Raw genomic sequence first — 25768 nt, 5'->3', positions numbered from 1 at the left:
ATTAGGCCTGCCGCTAGCGTTCATCCTGAGCCAGGATCAAACTCTCCATTGTATATTTTAAGTTTGTTCCTATCTCGGCTTAGCCGAGATGGTGTCTCGTTGATCGCTCAACTCGACATTGTCTCTTGGATTGACAGTTATTCTTAGCTTGATCATGTATCGCTACATTCTCGCGCTGCGCTATTCTCATCTCTTCAAAGAACTTTTTGACTAACCCGTTGGTTAATCCTTCGTGGATACTTCAGGAATCGAACCTGTTTGCCTTTCGGCGTCCTCTTTATCCGTCTTTCTTTTTACGCTTCCGACCTTCTGTCTCAGCGGGGCTGCAAAGGTAAGCTTCTTTTTTGTTTTCGCAAGAATTATTTTTTATTTTTTTCTCGCCTTTCTGCTTTCTCCTTATCGCTATGCCCGTTTTTCAATCTCTTCGTCTCGATGACTTACTCATTCAAACCCCGTCGTTTCGGGAGTGCAAAGGTGAAAATTTTTTTTGCTTTTGCCAAATTTATTTTAAAATAAATTTCAGCTCCGTTTCAACCTTTTCTTTACCGGCTACTGCTGCTCTTCCCCCCTGCTCCTGCCTGTAAACCACCCTTTCAATTCCTGCCGCCCTCCTTCCGATTGCGGAGTGCAAAGGTAGAAACTTTCCATCCCCTGCCAAACTCTTTTTACCTTTTTAGGCAATATTCCCTCTAAAGAGCTGATTGAAAGAGAGAAAAAGTTTATTATCATCATTTATTCAGTTAAAGATTATAAATATAGAGGTATATGTGGGAGCAACGGGCTGGCCATAAACCCAATTGAAATGAAAAGCCCGCATCCCGGTTCATCGGATGAGGACTAGAAATGAAAAGCGGGGTTAATGGTTGCAAATGGAATAGCTGAAGGTTTTCAAATGATTTTTTACTTAAGCAACAACTCGACATTATCATCATTTTAACTAAAAGAGGTTGATGATATTACTCATCAACCTCTTTTAGTTAACTTCTCTTATTAGTTCAATATATCTTCAAGGTGAAGCCAGTCGCTTACCTTCTTTTCTAACTCACGTATATTTTCGCATGAAATAACCACATCATGTCGTAATGAATCCAATTGTTTCCCTGCAAATTCCTGGGCATATCCTCCGTAGGCTTTTAAGGCAAAAATTGGTTTATTCTGCATCCAGGCAAAACACATCTCAGAAAGTGTGGCAGCTCCACCGCCAATTACTATTATTAAATCTCCGCACAGAATATTCACATAACTACGAGCATGACCAATGCCTGTAGGAATAACCACTCTACAATAAGAGTTGGCTTTAATACTTTCTTCAAAGGGCAAAATACCTACTGTTAAGCCCCCTGCTTCAGCCGCACCTTTACTTGCAGCTTCCATTATACCTCCCCTTCCACCGGTAACCACTGTAACTCCCAATTTTGCCAGAATAGCTCCCACGGCCTCTGCAGCAGTAAGTGCCTCTGGCTCGGCGTCAGAATCTCCAATTACAGTCGCTTGTATTCTGGTTACATTCATATATTATAAGAAGTGGTTTTATTTTGAATTGCTAAATTCTCAAAATTCAGTGGAATTTAAAACAAGCACTTATCGATTCTTACTATCAGTTTGATTTTTACTGTTCTTAATTTCGGCCATTATATCATCCAACATTTCCATTTGCATCTTTTGAATTTGAATTAATTCATGTTGCTAGTGAATAATTAAATGACCTATTTTCTCATGCAGAAGTCCGATTTCTAATTCTGATTTTTCTCTAAATCAGTTTTCTGGCTTCGATATTTTTTTTGTCGAAAATGATTGAGCTCTAGTATGCATTCCTGAAGAGGAAATTCTTCTTCGGATATATCACTTCCGAAGTTTTCGATCTTCCTGTTTATAATAACCTGTGTGAATTATTGTTCCCTAACCAATAATTGGTTAGCAAAATCAATTAATGGCTGTTTTCGTTCCTGACCCGTTCTCACTTCATTTAAATGATTGAGTGCAAGATTAACATATTGTTGCATTTGAGCTTCCGCCAATGCCTTTACGTTTAACTGATTATAAATATCGGTAACCGCTTTTACTTTTTGCTCACTGATGAAAACATCGGTATTTAACCATCTTTCCAAAGAAATCAATGTTTCACTATCTGCTAATTCAAGAGTCTTTATCAATAAAAAGGTTTTTTTGTTGGCAATAATGTCACCCCCTACCTGCTTGCCAAACTTTTCAGGTTCGCCATAAACGTCCAAAATATCATCCTGAAGCTGAAACGCAATACCTAAATTTTTCCCTAACTGATACAAATGCTCCGCATCTTCATTGGAAGCATTTCCGAGTAAAGCACCTGTTTGAAGGCAAGCACCTAATAAAACTGCTGTTTTAAGTGCAATCATATTAAGATACTCATCAACAGAAACCGTTTTAAGTTGCTCGAAATTCATGTCGATCTGCTGACCTTCACATACCTCAGCAGCTGTTTTATTGAAGATATTAAGAACAGGACGTAAAAATGCATCGGGAGTCTGCATCATCAATTCATAGGCCTTTACCAACATTACATCGCCAGATAAAATAGCCACATTGGAGTTCCATTTTTCGTGAACGGTTTCCTTTCCACGACGAATCGGGGCATTATCCATAATATCATCATGCATCAGGGTGAAATTATGGAACACTTCTAAACCCAATGCAGGAGATTTTGCAGCTTCGATATTATCTGTAAATAAATTGCAACCCATTAATGTTAAAACTGGTCGCATACGTTTACCACCTATTGCCATCAGATACTTTATTGGCTCATATAGCTCAATAGGTGTTTCAGGTAAAACTAATTCTTCTACTTGTTTATTAACTATCTCTTGTAGCTGCTTTATTGAATACATTATAAAAAATAAATACGAGAGTGAGATTTGGGTCTTTGATCTAAAAGATAAAATTCAACACGTTTTCTCACTCTCAAGGATTTATTGATGATTTAAAACCATCACAAAATCAATTTGACGTTTAATAAGGTTAACTGCTTTTACCCGGATTCGAACCGTATCCCCTAATTGATATTTCTTCTTTTTACGCTGACCGATAATGCAATAGTTAGCTTCGTCGAGCACATAAAAATCATCGTTCATATCTCTTAAGCGAATCATGCCCTCACACTTGTTTTCTACAATCTCAACATACATTCCCCATTCGGTAACACCCGAAACAATACCATCGAATTCTTCGCCTATGTTATCTTTCAGGTATTCAGCTTGTTTGTATTTAACTGAAGCACGTTCAGCCTCTGCCGCTTTTTTCTCCATTTGTGAAGAATGTTCGCACATTTTCTCATACTGATCAAGGTTGGCTGATTTCTCGTTAGCTAAATACTGTGCCAGTAAACGGTGGGACATTACATCGGGGTAGCGACGGATTGGAGAGGTAAAATGAGTGTAATAATCAAAAGCCAAACCGTAATGACTACTCTTTTTGGTTGTATACACCGCCTTGGCCATTGAACGGATTGCTAACGAAGTAAGAACATTTTGCTCTTTTTTGCCCACCACGTCATCCATCAGAAAATTCAATGACTTTGAAATTTCCTTATGATTCTTGGTACTGATCTTATACCCAAACCTTGCAGCAAACTCTGAAAATTTGGCCAACATCGTTTCATCCGGAGCATCGTGCACACGGTAAACGTAGGTATAGGACCTCTTTTTAGGTCCCAGCTTAGCCACATATTCGGCTACACGACGGTTAGCAAGCAACATAAAATCCTCAATTAACTTATGAGCATCCTTACGTTCCTTTACATACACCCCAATTGGTTTACCTGTTTCATCGAGTTTAAACTTAACCTCGGTAGATTCAAAATTAATTGCACCAGAGGCGTATCGATGATCACGTAAGATATAAGCCAACTTATTCAGCGTTAATAATTCATCTGAAAACTCGCCTTCCTTACCTTCCAATATTTCCTGAGCTTCTTCATACGTAAATCGTCTATCCGAATTGATAACCGTTCGCCCAAACCATTCGTTTATAATATTGGCCTTTTCATCCATTTCGAAAACGGCAGAAAAAGTCAATTTTTCTTCATTTGGACGGAGTGAACAAACACCATTCGACAAACGCTCAGGCAACATCGGAATAACACGGTCAACTAAATAAACGGAAGTTCCTCTTTCCTGAGCCTCTTTATCAAGCAATGTATCCGGTAAAACATAATGCGAAACATCTGCGATGTGAACACCTATTTCATAGTTACCATTGTCGAGTTTGCGGAAAGAAATCGCATCGTCAAAATCTTTCGCGTCAATTGGGTCGATGGTAAACGTGGTAATTAACCTGAAATCTTTACGCTTAGCGATTTCTTCGGAAGTAATAACATCCGGAATTTGGTTTGCTTCCTCTTCTACTTTATCCGGAAATTTAATAGGAAACCCGAAATCAGCCAGAATAGCATTCATTTCGGTATTATTCTCCCCAGGTCGACCCAGTACATGGACAATTTCTCCAATAGGATTTTTAGCTCCCTGCGGCCATTCGGTAATACGGGCAATTGCCTTGTCACCGTCTTTCACGTTTTTTAATCCATGCTGAGGAATAAAAATATCGTGCAACATTTTGCGATCATCGGGAACAAGGAAACCAAATTTGCCTTCCACCGTAACTAATCCCGAGAATTCAAGTTTAGCACGATCCAATATCTCTACAACCTCTCCTTCTGGTTGACGACCGTTATTTTTTGCATATACAAAAATCTTCACCGTATCTCCGTGTAATGCATTACGTAGCTTACGGGGAGCAATAAAGACATCCTGATCCAACTCAGGCGTAACTACATAAGCTGATCCTGAGGCAGCCATATCAATACGGCCCACGACATACGTTTTTAATGCTTTTATCTGGAATTTCCCGGGGGATGGTTCACTCAGGGTACCTTGCTTCACTTCGGTTCGTAAAACCTCAAGAATAACTTTTCTCGACTCTTCGTCGTTAACATTTAGCTTACCGCTTACTTGCTTGTAATTTAGCGCTTGGTTAGGATGCTGCGATAAGATGTTGACCACCAATTGGGTAAACACCTGGCGCAATCCTTTCATATTTTTTTTCGCCATGAAACGAATATAGGAAAAGGATATTAGAAGTTAGAAGTACAATTTTAGAAGTTAGATTTTAGAAGTACAAAGTTAAAAGTACAATTTTAGAAGTACAAAGTTGAAAGCTAGGTCTTTCTATGTACCTTATACTTCTTACTTGCCACTTTGCACTTTATACTTACCACTTTATACTTTCTTCACTCCTCTTTGTACTTCTTACTAACTACTTTGTACTTCTTACTTTCCAAATTGCACTACTTACTTACCACTTTATATTTCCTTCATTCCTTTTTATACTTTCTACATTCCTCTTTGTACTTCTTACTTACCAAATTGCATTGCTTACTTGCCACTTTATACTTTCTTCATTCCTCTTTGTACTTCTTACATTCCTCTTTGTAATTTGTACTTTGTCTTCTGACTTTGTACTTCTCACTTTGTACTTTAAAAATAGCTTGCCAGCCAATCTTTAATGAAATAAAATGTGAACACTATACAAACGGCCATTTTCATTACAGTTCCGGCTATAAAACCTAAAAATGCTCCCCAACCCGAACGCAATGCTTTATTGAAATCTTTATTATCGTGTACCAGTTCGCCAACAAATGCACCAACAAAGGGTCCAAATATTATTCCTAAGGGACCTAAAAACAATCCTGCAATTAAACCAATTGTTGCCCCACGTTGGCCATATTGAGTCCCACCCAATTTCTTCGTACCATAGATAGGAATATAATAATCCAATACGCCAACTATCAATACCACTATCGCGGTCACTATTAAAAATTGTGTATCGTACTGAACCTTATCGGTAAAATGTAAAAGTAATAGGGCCAGCCAACTTAAAGGAGGACCCGGTAATGCAGGTAAAAAGCTTCCGAGGAAACCCAGAATCAAGCATAGTAAGCCAAGAGCAATTAAAATAATATCCATTAGTTAGTAGAAATCCCGGCTTAGCCGGGATTGAGTATTAAAAATTAAGTAAAATCTAATTAGTTTCTTTTAGCATTAACTCTTTAATGTACTTAACAGGTGCACTTCCATAGCTCAAGAACTTTTCATGAAATGCTTTCAGATTGAACTTATCCCCTTCTTTCTTTTTCAATTCTTCACGAAGGTTAAAGATTTCCGTGAAACCGGTAAAGTAAGAAGTAAGCTGAACTTGTGTTACACTTACGCGCTTCCATTTTTCTTCAGCCTCTGCCTGCTGTTGGAATGCTTCGTAGGTTAACAATTTAATTGCGTCTTCTTTACTCATTTCATTGACATGCACATTGTAATCGAGCAAGGTATTGCAAAGTGTACGTAAATGCCATTTATAATACATCAACCACATTTCAGGCTCATTATTACCGTAGCCCGACTCAAGCATTACACGTTCGGCGTAAACAGCCCAACCTTCAACCATTGCTCCATTACCAAACACCGATTTGATAATACTTGGTGATTGGTTTGAGTAAACCAATTGTGTGTAATGGCCAGGAATGGCCTCGTGAATATTGAGGATTTGTAAAATATAGTCGTTATACTCTCTTAAATAACTTTCCGTTTTATCTTTTGGCCAACCATTTAAGCTTCCTACATTGTAATAGGTGTTTCCACCTTTGTCATAAGGGCCAGGAGCGCTTATTGAGGCTCCAGCCACTCCCGCCATATAAGCAGGTTCTTTACGAACAACCAATGGTTTTGACGGGTCGATGTATAACAGGTCTTTCTTTTTAACAAACTCGACCAAAGTCGGAATTTGTTTCTCAATAGAAGCCTGAAAATCCTCCGGTTTAACATGTTTAACCGAAAGGGTGTCAATCATCTTGCGGATCATTAACAGTTTATCACCAAGCTTCGGTGTATTTCCAAAGTATTTAGGCCATAATTGATCGGTAATTTTTGCCATTTCAGCATGAATTTCAGCTTTGCGTTTAGTGGCGATAGCATAGATTTGGTCAGCTGTATATGATGATTGAATATCAAATTCAAACTTCTTCATATATAACTCTTTACCTAATCTGAAACTCCTTGGCTTATCATTCTTCAAATTCTTTAACCAATCTGTATAGCTTTTAACAGCATTAAGTGCGGCTTGGCTACGGTCTGTCAATTGCTTTTTCTCGTCTTCGGATAAGCCTGAACTCTTAACCGAATCGATTAAATCAGCCGAAAAAACTACCGAACCACCCAAGTTTTGGTCAATTGCTAATTGGGTATGTTCAACAGTAGGATTCTTAATATTGCTTTTTGCAGCTTCGTAATAAGCCGGAACGTTAACCAGTTTTAGAGAAATGCTTTTTAAACGATCATCCAATTTGGCGTATTTCTCACCCAGCATGTATGAAAATATACCACATACATTAAAATTAGAAGGATTCCACTCACCGGACTTTAACGTATTAATGTTCCATTCAGTGCTTTTCAACTGATCTTCGATCATATGAAAATCGGTTTTATTGGCATCCGAAAGGGCATTTATATCGAATTGCTTGAGTGAATCGAGGTTAGTTGCAACAAAAGTCAATTGCTCTTTATTGTACGATTCATTAAGTACTTTTAAGATGCTATCAAACTTGTGATAACCTTGAGAAGTGGCAAAATCAGGGTAAATAGCCCAGAAGTTTTCGATGAACTTATTTTTATAAGCATCAAACCTGCTGTCAATATTCACGGAGGCTGCTGGCTTATTTCCTTTGCAGGAAACTAAAGCAACTCCGACGAATAGCAAAAACATTGTTTTTTTCATAAGAATATTATTGATTGTTGATTGACATTTTAAACTTTCAGCAATTTACCTTTGGGTATGGCCTCAATTAAACGCTTGGTGTATTCTTTCTGGGGATGATTATAAATTTGATCAGGATCTCCCATCTCTTCAATTCTACCCTTATTCATAACCACCATCCGATCAGAAATAAATTTCACTACCGACAAATCATGGGAAATGAAGATATAGGTTAGGTTGAACTTCTCACGAAGTTCAATTAATAAATTCAAAACCTGTGCTTGCACCGAAACATCCAGGGCAGACACGGATTCATCACAAATAATAAACTTGGGATTTAATGCAAGAGCTCTGGCAATACAAATTCGTTGTCGTTGTCCACCGGAAAACTCGTGCGGATAACGGTTAAAATGTTCTTCTTTCAATCCTACTCTTTTTAATAACTCCAATACCCTTGCCTTGCGCTCCTTATCATTATTAAAAACCTTGTGCACCTGCATAGGCTCCATAATTGAGCTACCTACTGTTAAACGTGGATTGAGTGATGAATAAGGATCCTGAAAAATGATCTGAACATCTTTACGCAATTCGCGCATTTGTTCATTTGATAGTTTACGCAAATCATTACCATCAAACAAAATAGTTCCACCTGTAGGCTCCACCAAACGCAAAATACTACGTCCGAGTGTGGTTTTCCCACAGCCCGACTCTCCTACCAGTCCTAATGTCTCACCCGGATAAACTTCAAACGTAATATCATCAACCGCCTTAACATAGTCTTTTATCTTCCCAAAAATGCCATGTTTAACCGGAAACCAAGTTTGAACTCCATTTAATTTCAACAAAGGTTCCTGTTTATAAAGTTTCTCTTTGCGATATTCCTTTTCATTGGCTTTAAAACCGAATACATGATCAAGGTTATTTAAATCAATACCAGTTTCAGTGATTTTGCCCTGCTCATCAACTTGCATAAAGTCTGCAACCGTAGGCAATTTCTTTAGCTGAAGATTTGCAGCCGGACGACAAGCTAATAACCCTTTTGTATATGGATGTTGTGGGCGATTGAACACTTGTTCGGCATAGCCATGTTCCATCACTTCACCTTTATACATAACCACCACCTTATCCGATATTTCGGATACCAAACCCAAATCGTGCGAAATGAAGATCATACTCATTCCACGATCGTTTTTAAGTTTTTTGAGCAGTTCGATGATAGTTTTTTGAACGGTAACATCGAGTGCCGTGGTGGGCTCATCGGCTATTAAAAGTTGCGGATTACACGATAAAGCCATGGCAATCATTACCCGTTGCTTTTGTCCACCTGATACCTGATGAGGATAAGAGTCGAACAATAGCTCTGGTCTGGGCAGTTGCACTTCCTTAAATAATTCGATTGTTTTTTTACGAGCGGTGGCTTTATCAACTCGCTGATGCAGTCGAATAGCTTCAGCTACCTGATCACCCAGTGTATAAACCGGATTAAGAGAGGTCATTGGTTCCTGAAATATCATGGCTATTTTATTGCCTCGATACAACCTGATGGCTTCTTCTGACAGTGTTAACAGATCGGTTGTTGTTTCACCTTCAGTAAACAATATTTGTCCTTCATTGCGGCCATTTGATTTGGCAATTAACTGCATAATAGATAGTGAGGTCACAGACTTACCTGAACCCGACTCACCCACTATTCCTATTACCTCGCCTTTTTTTAATGAAAAATTTATGTCCTTAACGGCTGTTACCCAGCCATCTTCGGTTTTAAAGTATGTATAAAGATTCTTAACCTCAAGAATTGTAGTTGACATTGCTGCAAAATAGTAATTAAGTATGATTGCAGCTAAGGGTGAGGATCAGAAATATGACAATTGGTAGATATAAAAAAAAAGAACGAATCTTCTACTACCTATTTACACCATTCACTCTTAAACTCTCTCCACGGAATCAAGATCGAGCAATGGTTTACCTTTAAATTTTAGCAGAATTTGGGCGACGGTAATCACATCTTTTTCGCAATAGGTTCTTATTCTTTCAATGTCATGATCATCCCAATAAACCGAACCAACCATGCTTCCGTCAATATCATCTTTAGGTGTTGGAATATTAAATACGGCAGCTAATAGCCTAAGAGAAGTATAATTTTTATAATCGCCGAACTTCCACAGTTCCATGGTATCTAAAAAATTAGTTTCCCATGGTCTTTTGCCAGCGTTATTTAATATTTCGGGTAGTTCGATGCCGTGGATCAGCATTCGGCGTGAGAGATACGGAAAGTCGAATTCTTTTCCGTTGTGAGCACATAAAATGGTAGTATTCTTTTGTTTGTTTAATAGGTTGGCAAAATCAGTAAGGATCACTTTTTCATCATCTCCGTAAAACGATTTGAGCCGGAACTTCATTCCTTGTTCATCCTCTACAATCCTTCCGATAGAAATGCAAATGATCTTACCAAACTCAGCATAAATCGCCGCACGCGAATAAACATCTGAAGCTGATTGTTCTTCTTTCCTAAAATATCCGGATTTTATATCCCATAACTGTTGAAACTCAGCATCGAGCTCATCAAGATCAGGCTTCTGTGAGACGGTTTCTATATCAAGAAAAAATACATTTCTGAAAGAAAGACTGTTAAGCATTGCAATAACGTTTATAAACTAAAAGTAATCCCAACTACGCTTAGCAATAAATCAACCAGTAATTATAAGGTTACTTTTGCGGCTAATTTAATCCCACCTGTTGATTCTCCGGCTAAATTATATGACAAACGTTCAAAATATCCTACAGATAAAAACTTGAAGATATTATCCAAACTTCCACCAATTTCAACATATGGTTTATTAAATGCAAGTGCTTTTAAGCCCATAGGGTTAGTTGCTTGCCATTGATTTAACAGCTCCTGATTTTCCGCTCGCAAACCTCCAAAAACCACCCCTGCATACGCACTTGTACGACAACCTAAATACCGGCTTAATTGAGCCATAACCGGAATACGGTCGCAGATAGGTGAATCAAATGAATGATTCCAGTTTAAAGCCACGTAGTGATCGCTAACAAATTCGGCGTATTTCATTTGATTGAAGCCACGGTTATACAATAGTAGTGATTCATTACCCTGATGAGTTCTCAATAATGGAAAAGGAACTTTGGAAAACACATAACCAGCGTTAACCTGGAAAAATGAATGGCCTAAACCCAACACGTTAACATTCTTTTGGGTGATGTTGGTGTAAACCTTTTGATAATTGTATTGTCCCTTAAATAACCCTTTGATACCAGCAGCCAGCCATACTGTTACACGTGGAAATTGCATACCGCCCACATTTATCTGGCGATTGTTTTTCATTCGAATCTTTTTCTTTGTCTTTAAAAAGCCCGTTTCAAGAAGTAACTCAGTGTACGTAAGACTGTTTCCAAGATTTGATGAATATAAATTAGCCTCTTCAAGATTTGTATTTATAAATGATATTTTATGATGGAAGCTCTGACTTAGATCAAGGTCATACCAAAGTTTATACTGTTGCTGGTAAAAAGGCGAACGCTCGGCAATTTTCCCCCAACGTGTTGTTGTTGAATATAATTCGCGCATAAACGCATTGCCATTAACCCATTCGCTATTATTCTCACCTACCAAATTGAGCGGCAAAATATCATATTGAAAGTTAGCTCCCCAAGTTGAATTGTCCTTGTTTTTTGTTCTATAAACAACTTCACCAAAATACTTAAACTGCTCATCTTTAACTCCATATGCAACTGAACCTGCAAATTGCCAATTGTTATGAAAAAACTGATTGGTGCGCATGGCGAATCCCGGCCTTACTCCCTCAACATTATTCCACATAACCATTCGTGTTATCGGACCAATATCAAATTGCCCTGTCGTATAATGCAAAGTCCCAATTACGGTAGCCAGCTTAACATTTTGCTTAACTGCGTTTAAATTACGCATGGCTTCAATTTGAGTAAATACAGCTACCGGCGTTGAATTATTTTTATTTGTATTCACTAGAAACTTTCTTCGTTGAAGCTCGATTTCTGGAATTATTGAATCCGTAATCGACTGTTCATAGAAAGTGTCGTCATGCGGTTTATTAACTGCAAAGTTTGAATTAAGAGTTAGATAGCTAACATGGAGTCTTGGCAAATAATGCTGAGGATCAACAGCTTCTGCTTTCGAAAAAGTACGAACTGGCATCCAGGATTCATTTACCTTTACTAAGTTTTGTTCAATTGATAAATTTTCAATGAAATTGATAGTAGTGTGCTTATTGGTTTTTAATACCGCTTTAACCAAGGCATAATCATCCAAACTTAACCATATTGTTCCGGTAAAGGCCACAGCAGCCAGATTATGTGGTTTTATATCAATTCGATAACACCATACTCCTTCAACCAAATCGCTATCGGCTTTAAGTTTAAACTTATAATTTAAAATACAGCCATCTCCTAAAGGGGATGAAAAGTCTTTCGAGAGGATCCGGATATAGTTTTTATAAAAATTGTAGTTATTGAGTTTACCTGTGAGAAGCTCTCCATAACCATCAACATCTTCAAGTCCAATACCTTTAATATTTTTACCTACAACATCTTCTCTAATTGCCTGTGGACTATTGCGTTGGTAAAAACTACTAAATGTTTCGGCAGCCACAATGGGAATTAACGAATGCCCTAAGCTATCCTTCATTACATTTAATTCCATCGCTTTCTTACGCATTTCTTTAAAAACGCGCATATTCTGAAGAGAAGAGCTATCTGAACTATTCAAATAACTTTCTATCCTACTGTAACTTTCGTATTCAAAAGTTGCTAACTTCTCTAAATTATTGTATTTCTTCCTCTTTAATGCCTCGCGGATAATATCATACGCTGGATCTTCACGTTTCGAAGAAACCACATATTCTGTAAGGATAACCGCATCAGGAACAATAGAAATCACCAAGGTATCTTTTGTTTCTCTTGGCAACGCTACTTTCTTATGCTTATAACCAACGAAATTAACTTCAAGGGAGTCATTAATGTATTGAGGAAGGATGATCTTAAAACTACCATTGGCTCCAGAAATGGTTCCTTTTCCTTTTGTTTTTAATAATGAAATACTTGCGCCCGGCAGGGGATCTCCATATCGCTCATCAATAATTTTTCCTTTCAGAACCCATTGAGCATTGGATATAAGTGGAAGAGTAAAAAAGAAAATTAAAACACAAAACGTTAGCGGGAACCGTCTATAATACATCAAATCAGTTGGTTATAGTCAAAAACGCTCCCTAAAACATCTGGTGTTTATGGCAGCTAATTAAGGCCGCAATTAACTGATTTGAATTCAAATAATAAATACCTGATGCTTATTTTTTGAAACTTTTATTCATGTAGAAATATATAAGCCCTTGAAATTTAGCTATTAGTTACAAATTATAAAGCCAGGGGCTACTTAATCGATGATGAAAGCTATTTCTGTAAGATCTCAAATCCGATTTCAATACGTTCACCATTTTCATCAACGAGTGTAAGCTTATGTTTTCCAGGTTTAGGACTTAACGCTATTTGGTGGAAACTTTGGGTGGTTTCAATAAATTCATCATCTAGGTGCCAAAATATTCTAGCCTCAGCATTTCGGTGAGCTGCCGAGAAAATGGTTTTACCCTTTGACTCATCTAATTCAACAGGCACATAGATCTTAGCCCCATTTTTGGGATAGATAATTTCCATGGCAAAACCTTGCTCCGCGCCTTCGCAATTGGCTTTAAAAGGAGGCAATGGTTTATAATATTGGTTTTTAGACTTATAATACCATTCCATGGCTGGTGGTAATACAAACCACGATTTGTTTTGCATTAACTCTGGAGATTCACAATTGGCATCAACCCTAAACTGGCCAGTTCTATCCAAATGTACCAACTGGTGAAAAGGACAAACCTTTGTATTAATACCTGTTTTCGGCACCCACACCGAATCAATCATTTCGCAATATTTTCCTGCTTTATAACCACTTAATCTGCAAATAGGAAGTTTTCGGAGTTTGTCGTACGGAGGATCGAACCAAGCCCCGGTTGGTAACAACCTAAAAACATCAAATAAGACCGGGGCAGCAGCAGAAATTCCGGTAAGGCCTGGCCTACCCTCACCATCTGCATTACCTACCCAAACTGCTACCACATATTTTGGTGTAAGTCCTATAGCCCAACCATCTCGAAAACCAAAGCTGGTTCCTGTTTTCCATGCAATCCGCTGAGTTGAAATAAATTGCTGCCACAGAAGTTCCTCACCCGGACGCATTACTTCTTCCATAGCATTAAAAGTCGACCAGATAGCGCCAGCATCTAAAATTCCATTATCCTTTAGTGGACCACTATTATCCCCATCAGAATGATTAATAAAGGAATAGCTTGGTGAGTGAATATCTTCAGGTGCGTATTTACCATTATCACGCGATTGGTGATTAAGTATTCGGGCCATGCCTGCATAAATTCCAGCAAGTTCCCACATCGAATTTTCCCCTCCTCCTAAAATCAACGATAATCCATAATGACCTGATGGCTTTTTTAAGGTTGATACTCCTAATTGTTTCAGCTTATCATAAAACCGCTCGAAACGATATTGCTGCAACATTTTAACTGCCGGGATATTCAATGAACGTGCTAGAGCCCTTGACGCAGGAACAGCGCCATCGTAACCCAAATCATAGTTTTCTGGAGTATAACCTGCTATTTGCGTAGGAACATCTGGTATTAATGTGTTTGGCAAAATATCTCCTTCGGTGAGCATAGAGGCATAGAGCAATGGCTTTAAGGTACTTCCCGGGCTTCGAGGAGCGGGAATAACGTCCACTTGACTTTCTTCATCAGCATTTATAACATTCCCTACATATGCCAGAGCATTACCAGTTTCAACATCAAGCACTAAAGCTGCCGCATTTTCAATTCCATTGGCTTTAAAATTAACATGATGACGATTTAAGATGTCTGTTACCTTTTGCTGAAGATCGAGTTGAATTGTTGTTCGAAGCCGGGTTTCGGTGAACTTCTCTTTTCCTCCCTGAAAATCATTTTTAAATCTGCTTAATAAATGCGGAGCAAACCTTGGCAACGGAAGCGGACGAGCAGGTATAGGTTCGAGCTTGGCTAAATCACAGGTACTTTTATCAATAATTTGTTGATCGAAAAGTTGGTCTAAAAGCTTGTTTCGTTTATCGCGTAATAAAGATCGGTTTTTGCCAGGGTGTACTAATGATGGACTATTTGGTAAAACAGCTAAAGTTGCCATTTCACCCCAGCTGAGTTCTTCGGGAGAACGCCCGAAATAACGCCAGGCGGCAGCATCAAGCCCTACAACATTTGTCCCATAAGGCGCATTAGATGCATAAAGCGCAAGAATTTCAACTTTAGAATAAGAAAACTCAAGCCTAAAAGCCAAAATGGCTTCTACAAACTTTTGCCAAAAAGTACGGGATTCTTTACGCGAAAGGCGTATCACCTGCATGGTCAGGGTACTTCCACCGCTAACCACTTTATTCGCTTTTATATTTTGTTTAATTGCCCTGCCTAAAGCCAAAGGATCAACTCCGAGGTGTCGATAGAACCGTTTATCTTCAAAAGTTGTAATGCATTTGGCAAACTTATCGGGAACCAATTCATTGTACGGAAATCGCCATTGGCCATCAGCTGCAATGGAAGCGCCAAGCAATTCTCCATTAGCATCTTCAATTACAAAGCTGGTTGGCGAATTAAACAGTTTACTAGGAAGTGAAAAAAAAGAAAACCAGACCAAAAAACATAGCAAAAGGATCATCATCAGTTTTTTAACCTTTGATAATCCTTTTATTCGATTAAATAACTTCGAAAAAGCTGTTTCGATCACTTCGCTGACTTTTATAAAGTTAGGAGTTCATAAGTACACGCTGTTGCATTAAAGAAAAAATGAATGATAATACCATACCATAAGGTATTTTCTTTAGTTCGGATATAACCCAGCCAAAGTGCGAAGGGAAGTAACCAAACCATACTAATCGGACTCAAATGAATCAGGGCAAATAAAAATGATGTTAAAAAGATAGCTTGCCATTTATCCATCACATTCAATAAACCTTGTAAAACAAATCCTCTATACGCAAGTTCTTCAAACAATGCTGGGGTTAAAGCGACAAAAAAGAACATCAGAATCTTTGAGTATTTATAATTATCAAAGAATAATGAGTAATAATTATCACCATCAAATAAACTCCGATTTATCCAGCTCATTGAAATGTTAACCAGTAGGGAAAAACATATAGTTAAACCTATGTATTTGAAAACTTTAAGAACTGAGAAATTAGTAAAACGAAGCAGCTGTTTATTGTCAATCCAATTTTGTGCATAAAAAACAATGGATACAATAGCCATAAAAGAGTCTATTAAAATTAACGAGAACAGATCTCTGAATAGCTCGGAAAACTTTACGACCAAACAAATGATAAATTCGATGGTGTAGAAAAACCCAACTTGCTTCACTCCTCGAAGCCGTTCTTCTTCATCAATGCTATACCCCTCTGTTTGTAAAGCCCCACATGTTCCACAAAACTTCGAACTAACCGGAATTGCAACCTCACACTGTGAGCAAGGTTTAATTTGCACTTCCTCCTCGGTTATTCCCTGTTCCTCCATTATTAATCAATTGAAAGTTCTTTTTTAATTTTTTCAGCTCTGAATGCAGCTTTTAAGCCTCGAACCATTGCTCCAATAATTACTATTTTCCATATAACACCTTGGACAATAGTTAATGGGTTATCAATTGCATTAATTAATTGAACAAAACCATATAATGCCATGCCTGCAATAATAGCGGAAGCTGGTCGCTTGTTACACCAAAAGCCTAATCCTACAAAAAGAACAGCCATAACTCCATTAACTATTAGTAATGCTAGGCCTTCTTCCTTATTCATGAAATACGCAACAATTCCAGACACCAAGAATATTACTGACAATATCCATAAAGTATTTTTTGATTTTTTGTCGCTTCATTCAGTTCATCGAGCTCAACATGTTTATACTCTTTGTCGATCATGAATGTTTTTTGCTCCATTTCGGTTCCTTTAAGTGGATAACCACATTGCTGACAGAAAGCATCAGTTTCATTTGGAATCATTGAACAAGAAGGGCATTTCGTTTCAATAGGTTTGTCAATAACGGATAAATTTTCCATAAAAAATAAATAGTAACTAATAATTAAAAACGCTAGTATAAGAAAAAAGATAAATTAATCTTTAGATATATTTAACAAGTTTTTCCGGCATGTTTACTTCGTTCCAAGTTCATTGATAATAGCTTCAATTTGGGCGTTATAATCGGCAAGCTGATTTTTATATTGATCAGTATCTTCATCGATGGCTTTATAAAGTAATTCATAGCATTGCAATCTCAACTGGCAATATTTTTTTAAGTCCTTATCTTTTTTACGAATTTCATCTGGCAGGTCAAGCTTTTCAATATCATCAATTAGTTTGATGCTTTTTTTCCAGTTGACTATTCCCTTTTCACTTATTGTGTTTAGGAATTTCTCTTTAGGAGAATCGTTAGGTAAATGATAAACTTCTAAAGCAACCTCTTCCATGGCAGCAAACTCCTTCATTTTTGCCTCGTATTTAGCAATATCATTCGGCAGTTTTTGATACACAGCAAACGAAGAAACTAAAATCAGAAGTGATAACAATCCAATTGAACTATATTTAAACTTATTTTCAGCCGGTCTTTTAAGGCTTGGTATAAATGCATAACCAACAACTAAACCGCTGATTAGACCACCAATATGAGCTGCATTATCAATTCCTCCCTTGAGACCGTAGATCAAATTAAAAGCAACAAAAACAGTAATACTTGATAGTAATGTCTTGCGCGTGGTTTTTTCAATAATATCAGTGGTTAACATTGCCAGAAATACCCCATACATGCCAAATATAGCTCCCGATGCACCAGCGCTTACTGTTAAATCATGCCACCATAAACTAGTCATACTGGCAACAATACCGGTTAATAAATAAGCTGCCAGGTACCTGGTTCTTCCCAAAATTGGCTCTAACAAAACAGCGATATTGAGCAATGCATACATGTTCATTAAGAGGTGAAGAATTCCTATATGCAAAAAACAATTAGTTAGCAATCTCCACCATTGGCCTTCTAATGTAATTGGGCGAAAATTAGCACCCCATCTGATCAAACTTTCATTATCAGGCTCCATGATGCTTACTCCTGTTATTACCATTAGAACGAAAATTGAGATATTCAGATCGATGATAATAGGTGTAATGAAAAAACCTTTTACCGGTTTAAAAATGGATAAAAACCCCTTAATCTGTTCAGCTTTTGTAGGTGGAGGCAATTGCAAAATATCATCTTCAGGAGCAATCAAACTCGACCTTAATTCCTCATATTTTAGTTGTAGATCTTCATTTTTAGAAGTTGACTTTACCTCTTCAAAAACAGCAATGAACTTGTTAATATTCTTTTTGTTTTTACCCCAGTCAATCATTTCATTGCCTGTTGAAGCACTTTGCAGCTCTGCATGCCCATCCTCAATTTTAATTTTGACTTCCGCATTCCATGAAAATGCTCCATTGTTTGTATACGCAATAAAACCAGTATCGCTGATGTAGCCAACCTGCCAATCCATTTGTTTGGCAGCATCTAAGGCAACTACTAAAAACTGTTCAGGAAGTAATTCATTAAAAGGTAAATTGTCAATGTGTTTTGGAGTAAATCCTATTGCCATATAAATTTCTTTTGGGTTTGGTAATTTTAATAGCTGCGAAAGTAATTTAAATTCAAATATCTGCAAGAGAATTACCTCAGTTCTTGACCTGTTTCTTCTTTAACTACCAACAATCCATAAGAAACCTCTACATCCTCAAACAACATAAACTACTATAAATCAATGAAATAAATATTTCAATTATGTAAATTTAAGCTACTTTATATTCAATAAACCCAAACTCATTGCTATGAAAACCCGATCCGGAATGCTCGTTATTTTACTACCTGCACTTTTAGCATCATTAATAAGCTGTGGCGGAGGTACTCAAGAGCAAAATCAACAGCAAGAAGAAAATTCTTCTCCTTCAATTGACAGAGGTAAATACCTGGTAACCATCGCCTCCTGCAATTACTGTCACTCTCCGAAACTCTCAACGCCCTATGAAGGAATTATTATTGATACATCCAGAATGCTTTCCGGGCACCCTAGTGATGGGGAATTATCAAAAATCAACGTAAAGATCGATTCAACCCTGACAAAAAAAGGAGACTGGGCCTTAATGAGTTTAGACATGACCGCTTTTGCAGGCCCCTGGGGGATCTCTTATACTGCCAACTTAACGCCCGACACCACTACCGGAATTGGCGCATGGAGTGAAGAAGCCTTTATTGCTACGTTACGTACAGGCAAGCATTTAGGACAGGAAGGTGGTCGCAAGATTCTGCCTCCTATGCCATGGAATTTTATCAGTCAAATGACTGATGACGATTTAAAAGCTATTTATGCGTATTTACGTTCGCTGCCTCCTGTTAAGAACCAGGTTCCGGGACCTGTTCCTCCAGAAGAAGTCACCAAAAAATTATCAAAGTAGAGAACATTACCAACATTGGAGGCTTAAACTTGAATCACAGCTGGAAAATGAGGACAGAATGCAATCCGACTTCTTTTTGTCTGTTTGAATTATAACTTAATTAACACACCTAAAACGATTATTTATGAAAACTATCAGCAAAAGCCTTAAGCACATTATTATCCTAATCTTATTAATTGGATGTGCATCATTTTTTGTGAAATGCACCCAGACAAAATCAGAAACATCAGGAACTATGACCAAAGAAGAACAGATTTCCCGAGGAAAGTACCTGGTTACCATTGGAAGTTGTAATGATTGTCATACCCCCAAAAATTTTCACAAAGACCGAACTCTTGATCGACACTACACGCTTGTTATCAGGTCACCGCGAAGGCAGTACCCTTCCCCCTCTTAGTTTGGATGTGACCAAACCAGGCAATTGGGTGGTGTTCGGTCCTGAATTAACCGCTGCCGCCGGGCCATGGGGAATGTCTTTTTCCGCCAACCTTACCCCGGATGAAACAACTGGAATAGGTTCCTGGACTGAAGATGTGTTCATTAAAACCTTAAGAACAGGCAAACATTTAGGCATGGATACAGGACGATCCATTTTACCTCCAATGCCATGGTACGAAGACTTAAAAGCCGTTTTTGCCTATTTGCATTCATTGCCACCGGTTAAAAATCAGGTTCCGGGGCCTGTACCTCCTGACCAAGTAATGAAGATGCTTAGCACACAATAATCAAACAAAATAGCCTGTAGTTTTGCTACAGGCTATTTCATTATCAAAAAAAAATGAGGTGGTTATTCTTTTTTAGCTACAGGTGTTCCAGCGCCAACTACTTCTACCCATTGTCCATTTGTCCCTGCACTTATGGTTGCATCATACATGGCTTCACAATTTGTGGTTGGCAAATAGAATTTACCAATGTAAGAAGCATTAAGCAAAACATGATACGTTACAGAACGACCACCATACAAATTAAAATAAGTATTCACCCGATCGTCCTTAATATCTTTATACGTTGAAGGTGAAGAATTAAACCTATTTTCATCGCCGGTTAAACGGGTATTGATAATTTGCCAACCTGAAGGAAATAATTGAGTTAATGCAATTTGCTCATAATTCCCTCGCTTACCGGGATTGGTTACTGTAACTTCAGCTACAAAATCGGTCCCTTGTTCTATACGTGATGGGTCAATGATTTTACCTTCCAATGTTTTGTAAGCCACATTCAGTTTCAATACATCAGGATTTTCATGAGCCTCAATGGCATCACCCACCTGTGGTTTCCCACTCAATATTAAACGAACGTACAGAATGTTGCTACCTCTATTTTGAACCGCGACCGTTCCGTTTTTGGCTATATTAACTTGTGAAACAACTGAATTTGAATTAACAGTAGCCTTTGCTCCATTCGCTTGATAATCGTAGCTTATTTTTGAGCCCGCATTCTCGCCACAATATTGAGCAATAGCAATTAAGGAGTAAGCTGTTGTTTGAGTACTATACCACTCATCTTGTGACAATTTTGAGGCAACCGCTTGAACCAATGAAGCCGCTTTCTGTTGTTCTCCCAATAATGATAAAGTCTCTAAAATCATCGCCTGATCACGTAAATCGGAACCGAATGTGCCACCCAACTGCTTGTACTTTTTAATAGAAGTATTTAAACCAGCGATCATCGCTTTAGCTACCTCTTCTTGTCCGGCCAGTTGATAAGCCGATGCCAAGCGCCATTTAGCTTCATTCGACAGGTATTTAAACCCTTTCAATCGGTTCATAGCTCCAATCTCAGGCGCCTTACACAAGGCCAATAAATACAATCGATAAGCTTGAGACAAATCGCCGCCATAAAAATTATCGGTTGATGGAGTCCATGAAACTGCTTTATTCTTTTGAAACTTCTTCCATTGCAGCAACATGGCCGAAGGCACATTATAACCCTTTTTTTGTGCTTCCAGTATGAAATGACCGGCATAATTAGACCCCCATTCATCGGGTTGTGAATCTCCTGGCCAGTAACCAAACCCGCCATCTGTTGTTTGGAATCCTTTTAATCGATTGATAGACGCCTTAATATTCCTATCGATCTCCGCTTTTTGACGATCGCTTAGATCCATTAGCTGGTTTAATACCAACTGCGGAAATACCGAAGAAGTAGTTTGCTCAACACAACCATGCGGGTATTGAATCAAATAAGTCAATCTTTTGGCCAAATTAATTGGAGGGATGCTCGAAACTTCCAGTGTTCCTTTGGCAGCTGCGGCAATTCCAATCATCTGTACAGGCAAGGCTACCGATTTACCGGGCATCAGTGTTGCCTGTTGCACTTTTGTTATCGTGTTATTCGGATTACGAACATCAATTTCAACATTATCATCGGCTTTTTCGGCTCCACTTTGTGCGGTTACTTTTACTTTGGCCACACCCAGATTTTGCTTCACCCTCACATCAAAATACACCAATTGTTCACCGGGTTGAGTAAAGGAAACCGATTTAGTATTAGCTCCAACAACTTCTAAAAACGGATTAGCCTGAATGGTTACCGAAGCCTGACGAATGTTTCGCTCCATAGCAAAAACACTTACAGGAAGTTTAAATGTTTCACCCGGACTCAATACTCTTGGCAAAGTAGTTAATAGCATCAAAGGTTTTTTAACAGCAATGGCTTGTTCTGCAAATCCATAAGCTCCTTTTTGTCCTGCGATCAGCATCACTTTTACCGAACCCACATACGGAGGCAATTTAATTTTATGTGTATTTGAACCATTGGCTTTTAACACAAAAGGCCCTAAAAATTTAACTACAGGTTTAAATCGGTTAGCCCGATTTGCGCTAGCTGCTTTTCCACCACTTTGATCACCACCAATGCTTAAAATGCGTTCTAAGTCACCTCCCCAGGCACCAAGTACATAGTCGTATAAATCCCAGGTTTTCACGCCTAAAGCCTCGCGTGCGTAAAAGGCCGTATAAGGATTAGGTGTTTTAAAACGGGTTATATCAAGTAAGCCTTCATCCACAAGAGCAACTGTATAAGTCATTTCTTTACCTGAAGATTCAGAAACGGCGAAACTCACTTCACTTTCAGGTCTTATACTCGATGGAATTTTAAGTATTGGTTTAAGAATATTGTTTTTGTCTTCTATTGTAATCGGAATGGCTCCATACATCCGTATCGGTTTATCGTTGACCGTTTGTGAATGAGGTTGCAGCAAGGTGACGTTTACGAATACATTTGGCGACATGCTGCTTTCAGCTTTAAATTTAAACTGGGTTTCTCCTTTTGTTGCTTCAACCCAATAAGTTTTCACCACCTTACTTCCTGATTCAATGCTTACTAAGGCCCGTCCGCCTTGTGCCGAAGGAATGGTTAGTTTCACCTCATCACCAACATTGTACTTTTCTTTATCACTGGTAAAAGTAAGCATGGTAGCGGCTGTACTTCCGTTGCCATCAGATCTTGAGCTCCAGTAAGGATTATCCAAATACAACACTTTACCAGTTACATGCCCGCTTTTTAAATCGCGAATACGAACCAGGTACCGGCCCCAATCATCATCACTTACTTTTAAGCTCCATTGCCCCTTACCATTTTGCAACGAAACAACTTCTCTTGATATAAACTTGTTATACTGATCTTGAGTAAAATTGCTGAAATCATCATCGCTTTCGTCCCACCACCATTTCCATTGAATTTTAAACAACTCTACTTCAACCTGACGCTGACCACCGAGTAATGCCCCGGTTGTGGTCACGTTGGCAATGTCAACGGGAATATTCTTTCCTGTTGGTAGCATTCCTGAATATTCATCTCCTTCAGGTGTTTTAATACCGACATATGATTTGAAAACATGATAAGGTAATGTGAAATTATCGATACTAAAATTGCCTCCTGGTTCAAACACCTTGATCAGGAAATTTGCATTTAGCATTCCCGGAGCAGTTTTATCGACTGAAATATTGGCTTTAACAGTGGCATTCCCATTTTCATCCAGTTGTCCATCGAAAACAGTTTTATTTTCAGTTGCGAAAGAACTTACCGGATCCTGGAAATTGTAATCGCTTAAACCTTTAAATGAAGTAGAAGCCGCTGATAAAGAAACATCAACTTTAGCTTTTAAATTATGCGCAACACCGCCAAACAACCATTTCGCATTTAAAACGGCTGAAGGATTCTCTCCTCTTACTAATTCCTTTTTGCCAAAATCAAGGTTAATTTTTAAACGATTAGGCATAATGGTTTCAATCCTAAGGACCTTTTGAAATGTAGCACCTCCAACTTTTACCTTCGCCAGCCAGTTACCTGTTGGCGAGCTCACTTCAGTAGCAGTTGGAAAAGTGTAAAATCCATTTATCGATTTAGTTTGAACAACCTTTTTATAAAGCTGACCCTTCGGATTATAAAGTTCAAAACTTACCGGATGCCCTTGTGGAAGCTTATTCTCTTTATCTTCTAAAATAAATGACACAAAAATTGAATCGCCAGGCCGCCAAACACCACGTTCTCCATAGATAAAACCTTTGATTCCTTTCTGCACTTCATCGCCACCTAAATTAAACTTACTAACAGGCAACGAACTTCCATCATCCAGCTTCAAATAACCACGCTCTTCTCCTTTTTTAGCTACCAATAAAAACGGCTGCTTAGGCAAATTCAATGTTGCAAGGCCATCCCCATCAGTTTTAGCTTTACCCAGTACCTGGCGCTGATAATCTAACAATTGAACTTCAGCATTTTCAATTGGCTTGGTGGTTAGCAAATCGGTTATGGCCACTAACATTGAATTATCGTTGCCTCGTTTGGCAATTATACCCATGTTGGATGCTATTACATTTCTAACAGCCCAACGTTCTTTATTGTAGTAGGATAACTTGCAAGGATCCTGACGTTCGTCCCAATGATAACCATATGGATAATAGGAGTCATATCTTCGCCAAAAATCATCATCCTCATCTATCTTATCACCGTAATATTCACGTTCTTCTTCTATATTCTCGGTGCTATCCTGCTCACAATTGAACAATGAATATTCACGTCGGAAACCAATAGTAATCCGATAAATTGCACCAGGTTCGGTTCTGATCAGTTTATCAAGATCGAGCGCAAACCGATTTTTTTTATTCAACCGAAGGCCCTTGTCGGTATCTAAATAAATAGTTTTTTGCACAACCGGCTTCGCCACTCTCCGCAAATCATATTCACCATTTAAATCATTTTGTTGCAGGTATTGCGAAACATTGTTTTCATAGATTTTAATGATGGTAACATCCACTGCCTTAAGGTTGGAAGCATAAAATGGCATTACCAACTTTCCACCCGATGGGATAATCACTCCTTTACCAGGTATTTCAACCGACGGAAAACTGTTCTCGAAGAAAACATTGGCAGCCATCGGACGCGGTAACGCTTTATCGGCAATGTTTTTTATGCCTTCAGCAACTCTAACCGAATAACTTTCGTTCAGTTTTTCGGGAGCAAAAACCTTCACCTCACTTCCTGAAATGGTGTATCGCAAATCAGAAACCTCCGAAAGGGTGATCAGCCCCTCCAAATCCTGATTAATTGCCACAGGTTCAGAAAACTGTACCAGTACATATTGCTCTGCGTCATTTACAGCGCGAATTGAAAGCACCGTGAAATCACCTAAAGCAGGAAGTACAGCTTTATAAGCCATCCGATCATTTAAGCCTAAGGGTTTACCGGTGGTTTGCACTTCTAATGTTTGTGGGGTATTTGTTTTTTGCAAACTATCAATCGTAAAGCGATGTGTTCGTAGTGCATTTTCATGAGTCCATTTTACGGTTCTTCCGTTTCCGGCTAGATCCACAGAAATCATCTGCTCTACTTTCTCTGGATCTTCGGCATCAGCAGTATACACTATTCCCGAAAAACTCATTTGTTCTAAAGAATTATCCAACGAATGAAAACCATCATAATCAATACCGATAGAAGGTTTTATGGTCGAAAAGCCAAACTTAAAATCAGTATACTGTTGTGGCACCTTTGTCACCTTACCCAATTTAAAGGAGACCTGATAAACCTGATCGGGTTTCATATCTTCTTCCGGTCTAAACTCAATGGTTCTGGCATCAGTCCAAAAGGCTTTACCTTTTACACTCGGGTTTATTGAGAACAACCCATCTTCGAGAGGCTCGTCTGCTTCATGAACCGTTTCTGTTTGAGCGGCCAACTGAATACGTACATTGCTTTGTTTAGAAACGATTCCGGAAGTATATGCCTCAATAAATTCATTGTATGCAGCATCGGGTTCCTCTAACGCATTTTTCTTACAAAAAGTAAGGGTTAATGCAGTAAGGGTTATGACTATTAAGCTGGTAAAAAGAGCTTTTCGGGTAGTTAGATGTATTTTAAGGCTTGTAAACATATGATTAGAATGTGCTTTAAAGTTGATAAAAA

16 protein-coding genes are annotated in these 25768 nt (G+C 38.3%); 2 read left to right on the top strand and 14 right to left on the bottom strand.

The window, feature by feature from the left end; translation table 11 throughout:
- Nucleotides 1–990 precede the first annotated feature (990 nt).
- The 13 genes from NF867_RS13055 to NF867_RS12995 all read right to left on the bottom strand — a co-directional run bounded on the left by NF867_RS13055 (nucleotide 991) and on the right by NF867_RS12995 (nucleotide 18510).
- The gene (locus NF867_RS13055) at nucleotides 991–1512 is read right to left on the bottom strand and encodes a TIGR00725 family protein (RefSeq protein ID WP_252588445.1); all 522 of its coding nucleotides are present in this window, start codon (nucleotides 1510–1512) and stop codon (nucleotides 991–993) included.
- 377 nt (nucleotides 1513–1889) lie between these two features.
- Nucleotides 1890–2864, bottom strand: a complete 975-nt coding sequence (locus tag NF867_RS13050) for a polyprenyl synthetase family protein (RefSeq protein WP_252588444.1) — start codon at nucleotides 2862–2864, stop codon at nucleotides 1890–1892.
- 81 nt (nucleotides 2865–2945) lie between these two features.
- Nucleotides 2946–5081, bottom strand: coding sequence for a ribonuclease R (rnr, locus tag NF867_RS13045; protein WP_252588443.1), 2136 nt, complete (start codon nucleotides 5079–5081; stop codon nucleotides 2946–2948).
- A gap of 426 nt (nucleotides 5082–5507) precedes the next feature.
- Nucleotides 5508–5996: a DUF456 domain-containing protein gene (locus tag NF867_RS13040; RefSeq protein ID WP_252588442.1), complete on the bottom strand. Its 489-nt coding sequence runs from the start codon at nucleotides 5994–5996 to the stop codon at nucleotides 5508–5510.
- A gap of 55 nt (nucleotides 5997–6051) precedes the next feature.
- Nucleotides 6052–7797 (bottom strand): DUF885 domain-containing protein, encoded by a 1746-nt coding sequence (locus NF867_RS13035; RefSeq protein ID WP_252588441.1) that lies wholly within the window; start codon nucleotides 7795–7797, stop codon nucleotides 6052–6054.
- Between the two features lie 29 nt (nucleotides 7798–7826).
- The gene (locus tag NF867_RS13030) at nucleotides 7827–9584 is read right to left on the bottom strand and encodes an ABC transporter ATP-binding protein (RefSeq protein WP_252588440.1); all 1758 of its coding nucleotides are present in this window, start codon (nucleotides 9582–9584) and stop codon (nucleotides 7827–7829) included.
- Nucleotides 9585–9701: 117 nt separating this feature from the next.
- Nucleotides 9702–10412 (bottom strand): 3'-5' exonuclease, encoded by a 711-nt coding sequence (locus NF867_RS13025; protein WP_252588439.1) that lies wholly within the window; start codon nucleotides 10410–10412, stop codon nucleotides 9702–9704.
- Nucleotides 10413–10474: 62 nt separating this feature from the next.
- On the bottom strand, nucleotides 10475–13006 hold the full coding sequence (locus tag NF867_RS13020) for a DUF5686 and carboxypeptidase-like regulatory domain-containing protein (RefSeq protein WP_252588438.1): 2532 nt from the start codon (nucleotides 13004–13006) through the stop codon (nucleotides 10475–10477).
- A gap of 212 nt (nucleotides 13007–13218) precedes the next feature.
- Nucleotides 13219–15627: a penicillin-binding protein 1C gene (pbpC, locus tag NF867_RS13015; protein ID WP_252588437.1), complete on the bottom strand. Its 2409-nt coding sequence runs from the start codon at nucleotides 15625–15627 to the stop codon at nucleotides 13219–13221.
- Nucleotides 15628–15638: 11 nt separating this feature from the next.
- Nucleotides 15639–16409, bottom strand: coding sequence for a CPBP family intramembrane glutamic endopeptidase (locus tag NF867_RS13010; RefSeq protein WP_252588436.1), 771 nt, complete (start codon nucleotides 16407–16409; stop codon nucleotides 15639–15641).
- A 2-nt stretch (nucleotides 16410–16411) separates the two neighbouring features.
- The gene (locus tag NF867_RS13005; protein ID WP_252588435.1) at nucleotides 16412–16687 is read right to left on the bottom strand and encodes a hypothetical protein; all 276 of its coding nucleotides are present in this window, start codon (nucleotides 16685–16687) and stop codon (nucleotides 16412–16414) included.
- Between the two features lie 32 nt (nucleotides 16688–16719).
- A complete protein-coding gene (locus tag NF867_RS13000) occupies nucleotides 16720–16947 on the bottom strand; it encodes a hypothetical protein (RefSeq protein WP_252588434.1) in 228 nt (75 codons plus the stop codon).
- Nucleotides 16948–17040: 93 nt separating this feature from the next.
- Complete coding sequence (locus tag NF867_RS12995; RefSeq protein WP_252588433.1) at nucleotides 17041–18510, bottom strand: rhomboid family intramembrane serine protease; 1470 nt, start codon at nucleotides 18508–18510, stop codon at nucleotides 17041–17043.
- A 229-nt stretch (nucleotides 18511–18739) separates the two neighbouring features.
- Here NF867_RS12995 and NF867_RS12990 point away from each other — a divergent pair, with 229 nt between their 5' ends.
- Both NF867_RS12990 and NF867_RS12985 read left to right on the top strand, forming a co-directional pair.
- Nucleotides 18740–19363: a c-type cytochrome gene (locus NF867_RS12990; RefSeq protein ID WP_252588432.1), complete on the top strand. Its 624-nt coding sequence runs from the start codon at nucleotides 18740–18742 to the stop codon at nucleotides 19361–19363.
- Between the two features lie 335 nt (nucleotides 19364–19698).
- Complete coding sequence (locus tag NF867_RS12985) at nucleotides 19699–20088, top strand: hypothetical protein (protein ID WP_252588431.1); 390 nt, start codon at nucleotides 19699–19701, stop codon at nucleotides 20086–20088.
- A gap of 62 nt (nucleotides 20089–20150) precedes the next feature.
- On the opposite strand, the gene NF867_RS12980 is transcribed toward NF867_RS12985, so the two are convergent.
- Nucleotides 20151–25736 (bottom strand): alpha-2-macroglobulin family protein, encoded by a 5586-nt coding sequence (locus tag NF867_RS12980; RefSeq protein ID WP_252588430.1) that lies wholly within the window; start codon nucleotides 25734–25736, stop codon nucleotides 20151–20153.
- Nucleotides 25737–25768 lie beyond the last annotated feature (32 nt).

Origin of the sequence: Solitalea agri, from assembly GCF_023914155.1 — a bacterium.
GTDB lineage: Bacteria > Bacteroidota > Bacteroidia > Sphingobacteriales > Sphingobacteriaceae > Solitalea > Solitalea agri.
This window is presented reverse-complemented; position numbering and strand designations above follow the sequence as displayed.

Excerpts from the sequence above, each read along its gene's own strand:
- NF867_RS13055 (WP_252588445.1), bottom strand. The coding sequence starts at position 1,512 with ATGAATGTAACCAGAATACAAGCGACTGTAATTGGAGATTCTGACGCC.
- NF867_RS13050 (WP_252588444.1), bottom strand. The coding sequence starts at position 2,864 with ATGTATTCAATAAAGCAGCTACAAGAGATAGTTAATAAACAAGTAGAA.
- rnr (WP_252588443.1), bottom strand. The coding sequence starts at position 5,081 with ATGGCGAAAAAAAATATGAAAGGATTGCGCCAGGTGTTTACCCAATTG.
- NF867_RS13040 (WP_252588442.1), bottom strand. The coding sequence starts at position 5,996 with ATGGATATTATTTTAATTGCTCTTGGCTTACTATGCTTGATTCTGGGT.
- NF867_RS13035 (WP_252588441.1), bottom strand. The coding sequence starts at position 7,797 with ATGAAAAAAACAATGTTTTTGCTATTCGTCGGAGTTGCTTTAGTTTCC.
- NF867_RS13030 (WP_252588440.1), bottom strand. The coding sequence starts at position 9,584 with ATGTCAACTACAATTCTTGAGGTTAAGAATCTTTATACATACTTTAAA.
- NF867_RS13025 (WP_252588439.1), bottom strand. The coding sequence starts at position 10,412 with ATGCTTAACAGTCTTTCTTTCAGAAATGTATTTTTTCTTGATATAGAA.
- NF867_RS13020 (WP_252588438.1), bottom strand. The coding sequence starts at position 13,006 with ATGTATTATAGACGGTTCCCGCTAACGTTTTGTGTTTTAATTTTCTTT.
- NF867_RS13010 (WP_252588436.1), bottom strand. The coding sequence starts at position 16,409 with ATGGAGGAACAGGGAATAACCGAGGAGGAAGTGCAAATTAAACCTTGC.
- NF867_RS13005 (WP_252588435.1), bottom strand. The coding sequence starts at position 16,687 with ATGAATAAGGAAGAAGGCCTAGCATTACTAATAGTTAATGGAGTTATG.
- NF867_RS13000 (WP_252588434.1), bottom strand. The coding sequence starts at position 16,947 with ATGGAAAATTTATCCGTTATTGACAAACCTATTGAAACGAAATGCCCT.
- NF867_RS12995 (WP_252588433.1), bottom strand. The coding sequence starts at position 18,510 with ATGGCAATAGGATTTACTCCAAAACACATTGACAATTTACCTTTTAAT.
- NF867_RS12990 (WP_252588432.1), top strand. The coding sequence starts at position 18,740 with ATGAAAACCCGATCCGGAATGCTCGTTATTTTACTACCTGCACTTTTA.
- NF867_RS12980 (WP_252588430.1), bottom strand. The coding sequence starts at position 25,736 with ATGTTTACAAGCCTTAAAATACATCTAACTACCCGAAAAGCTCTTTTT.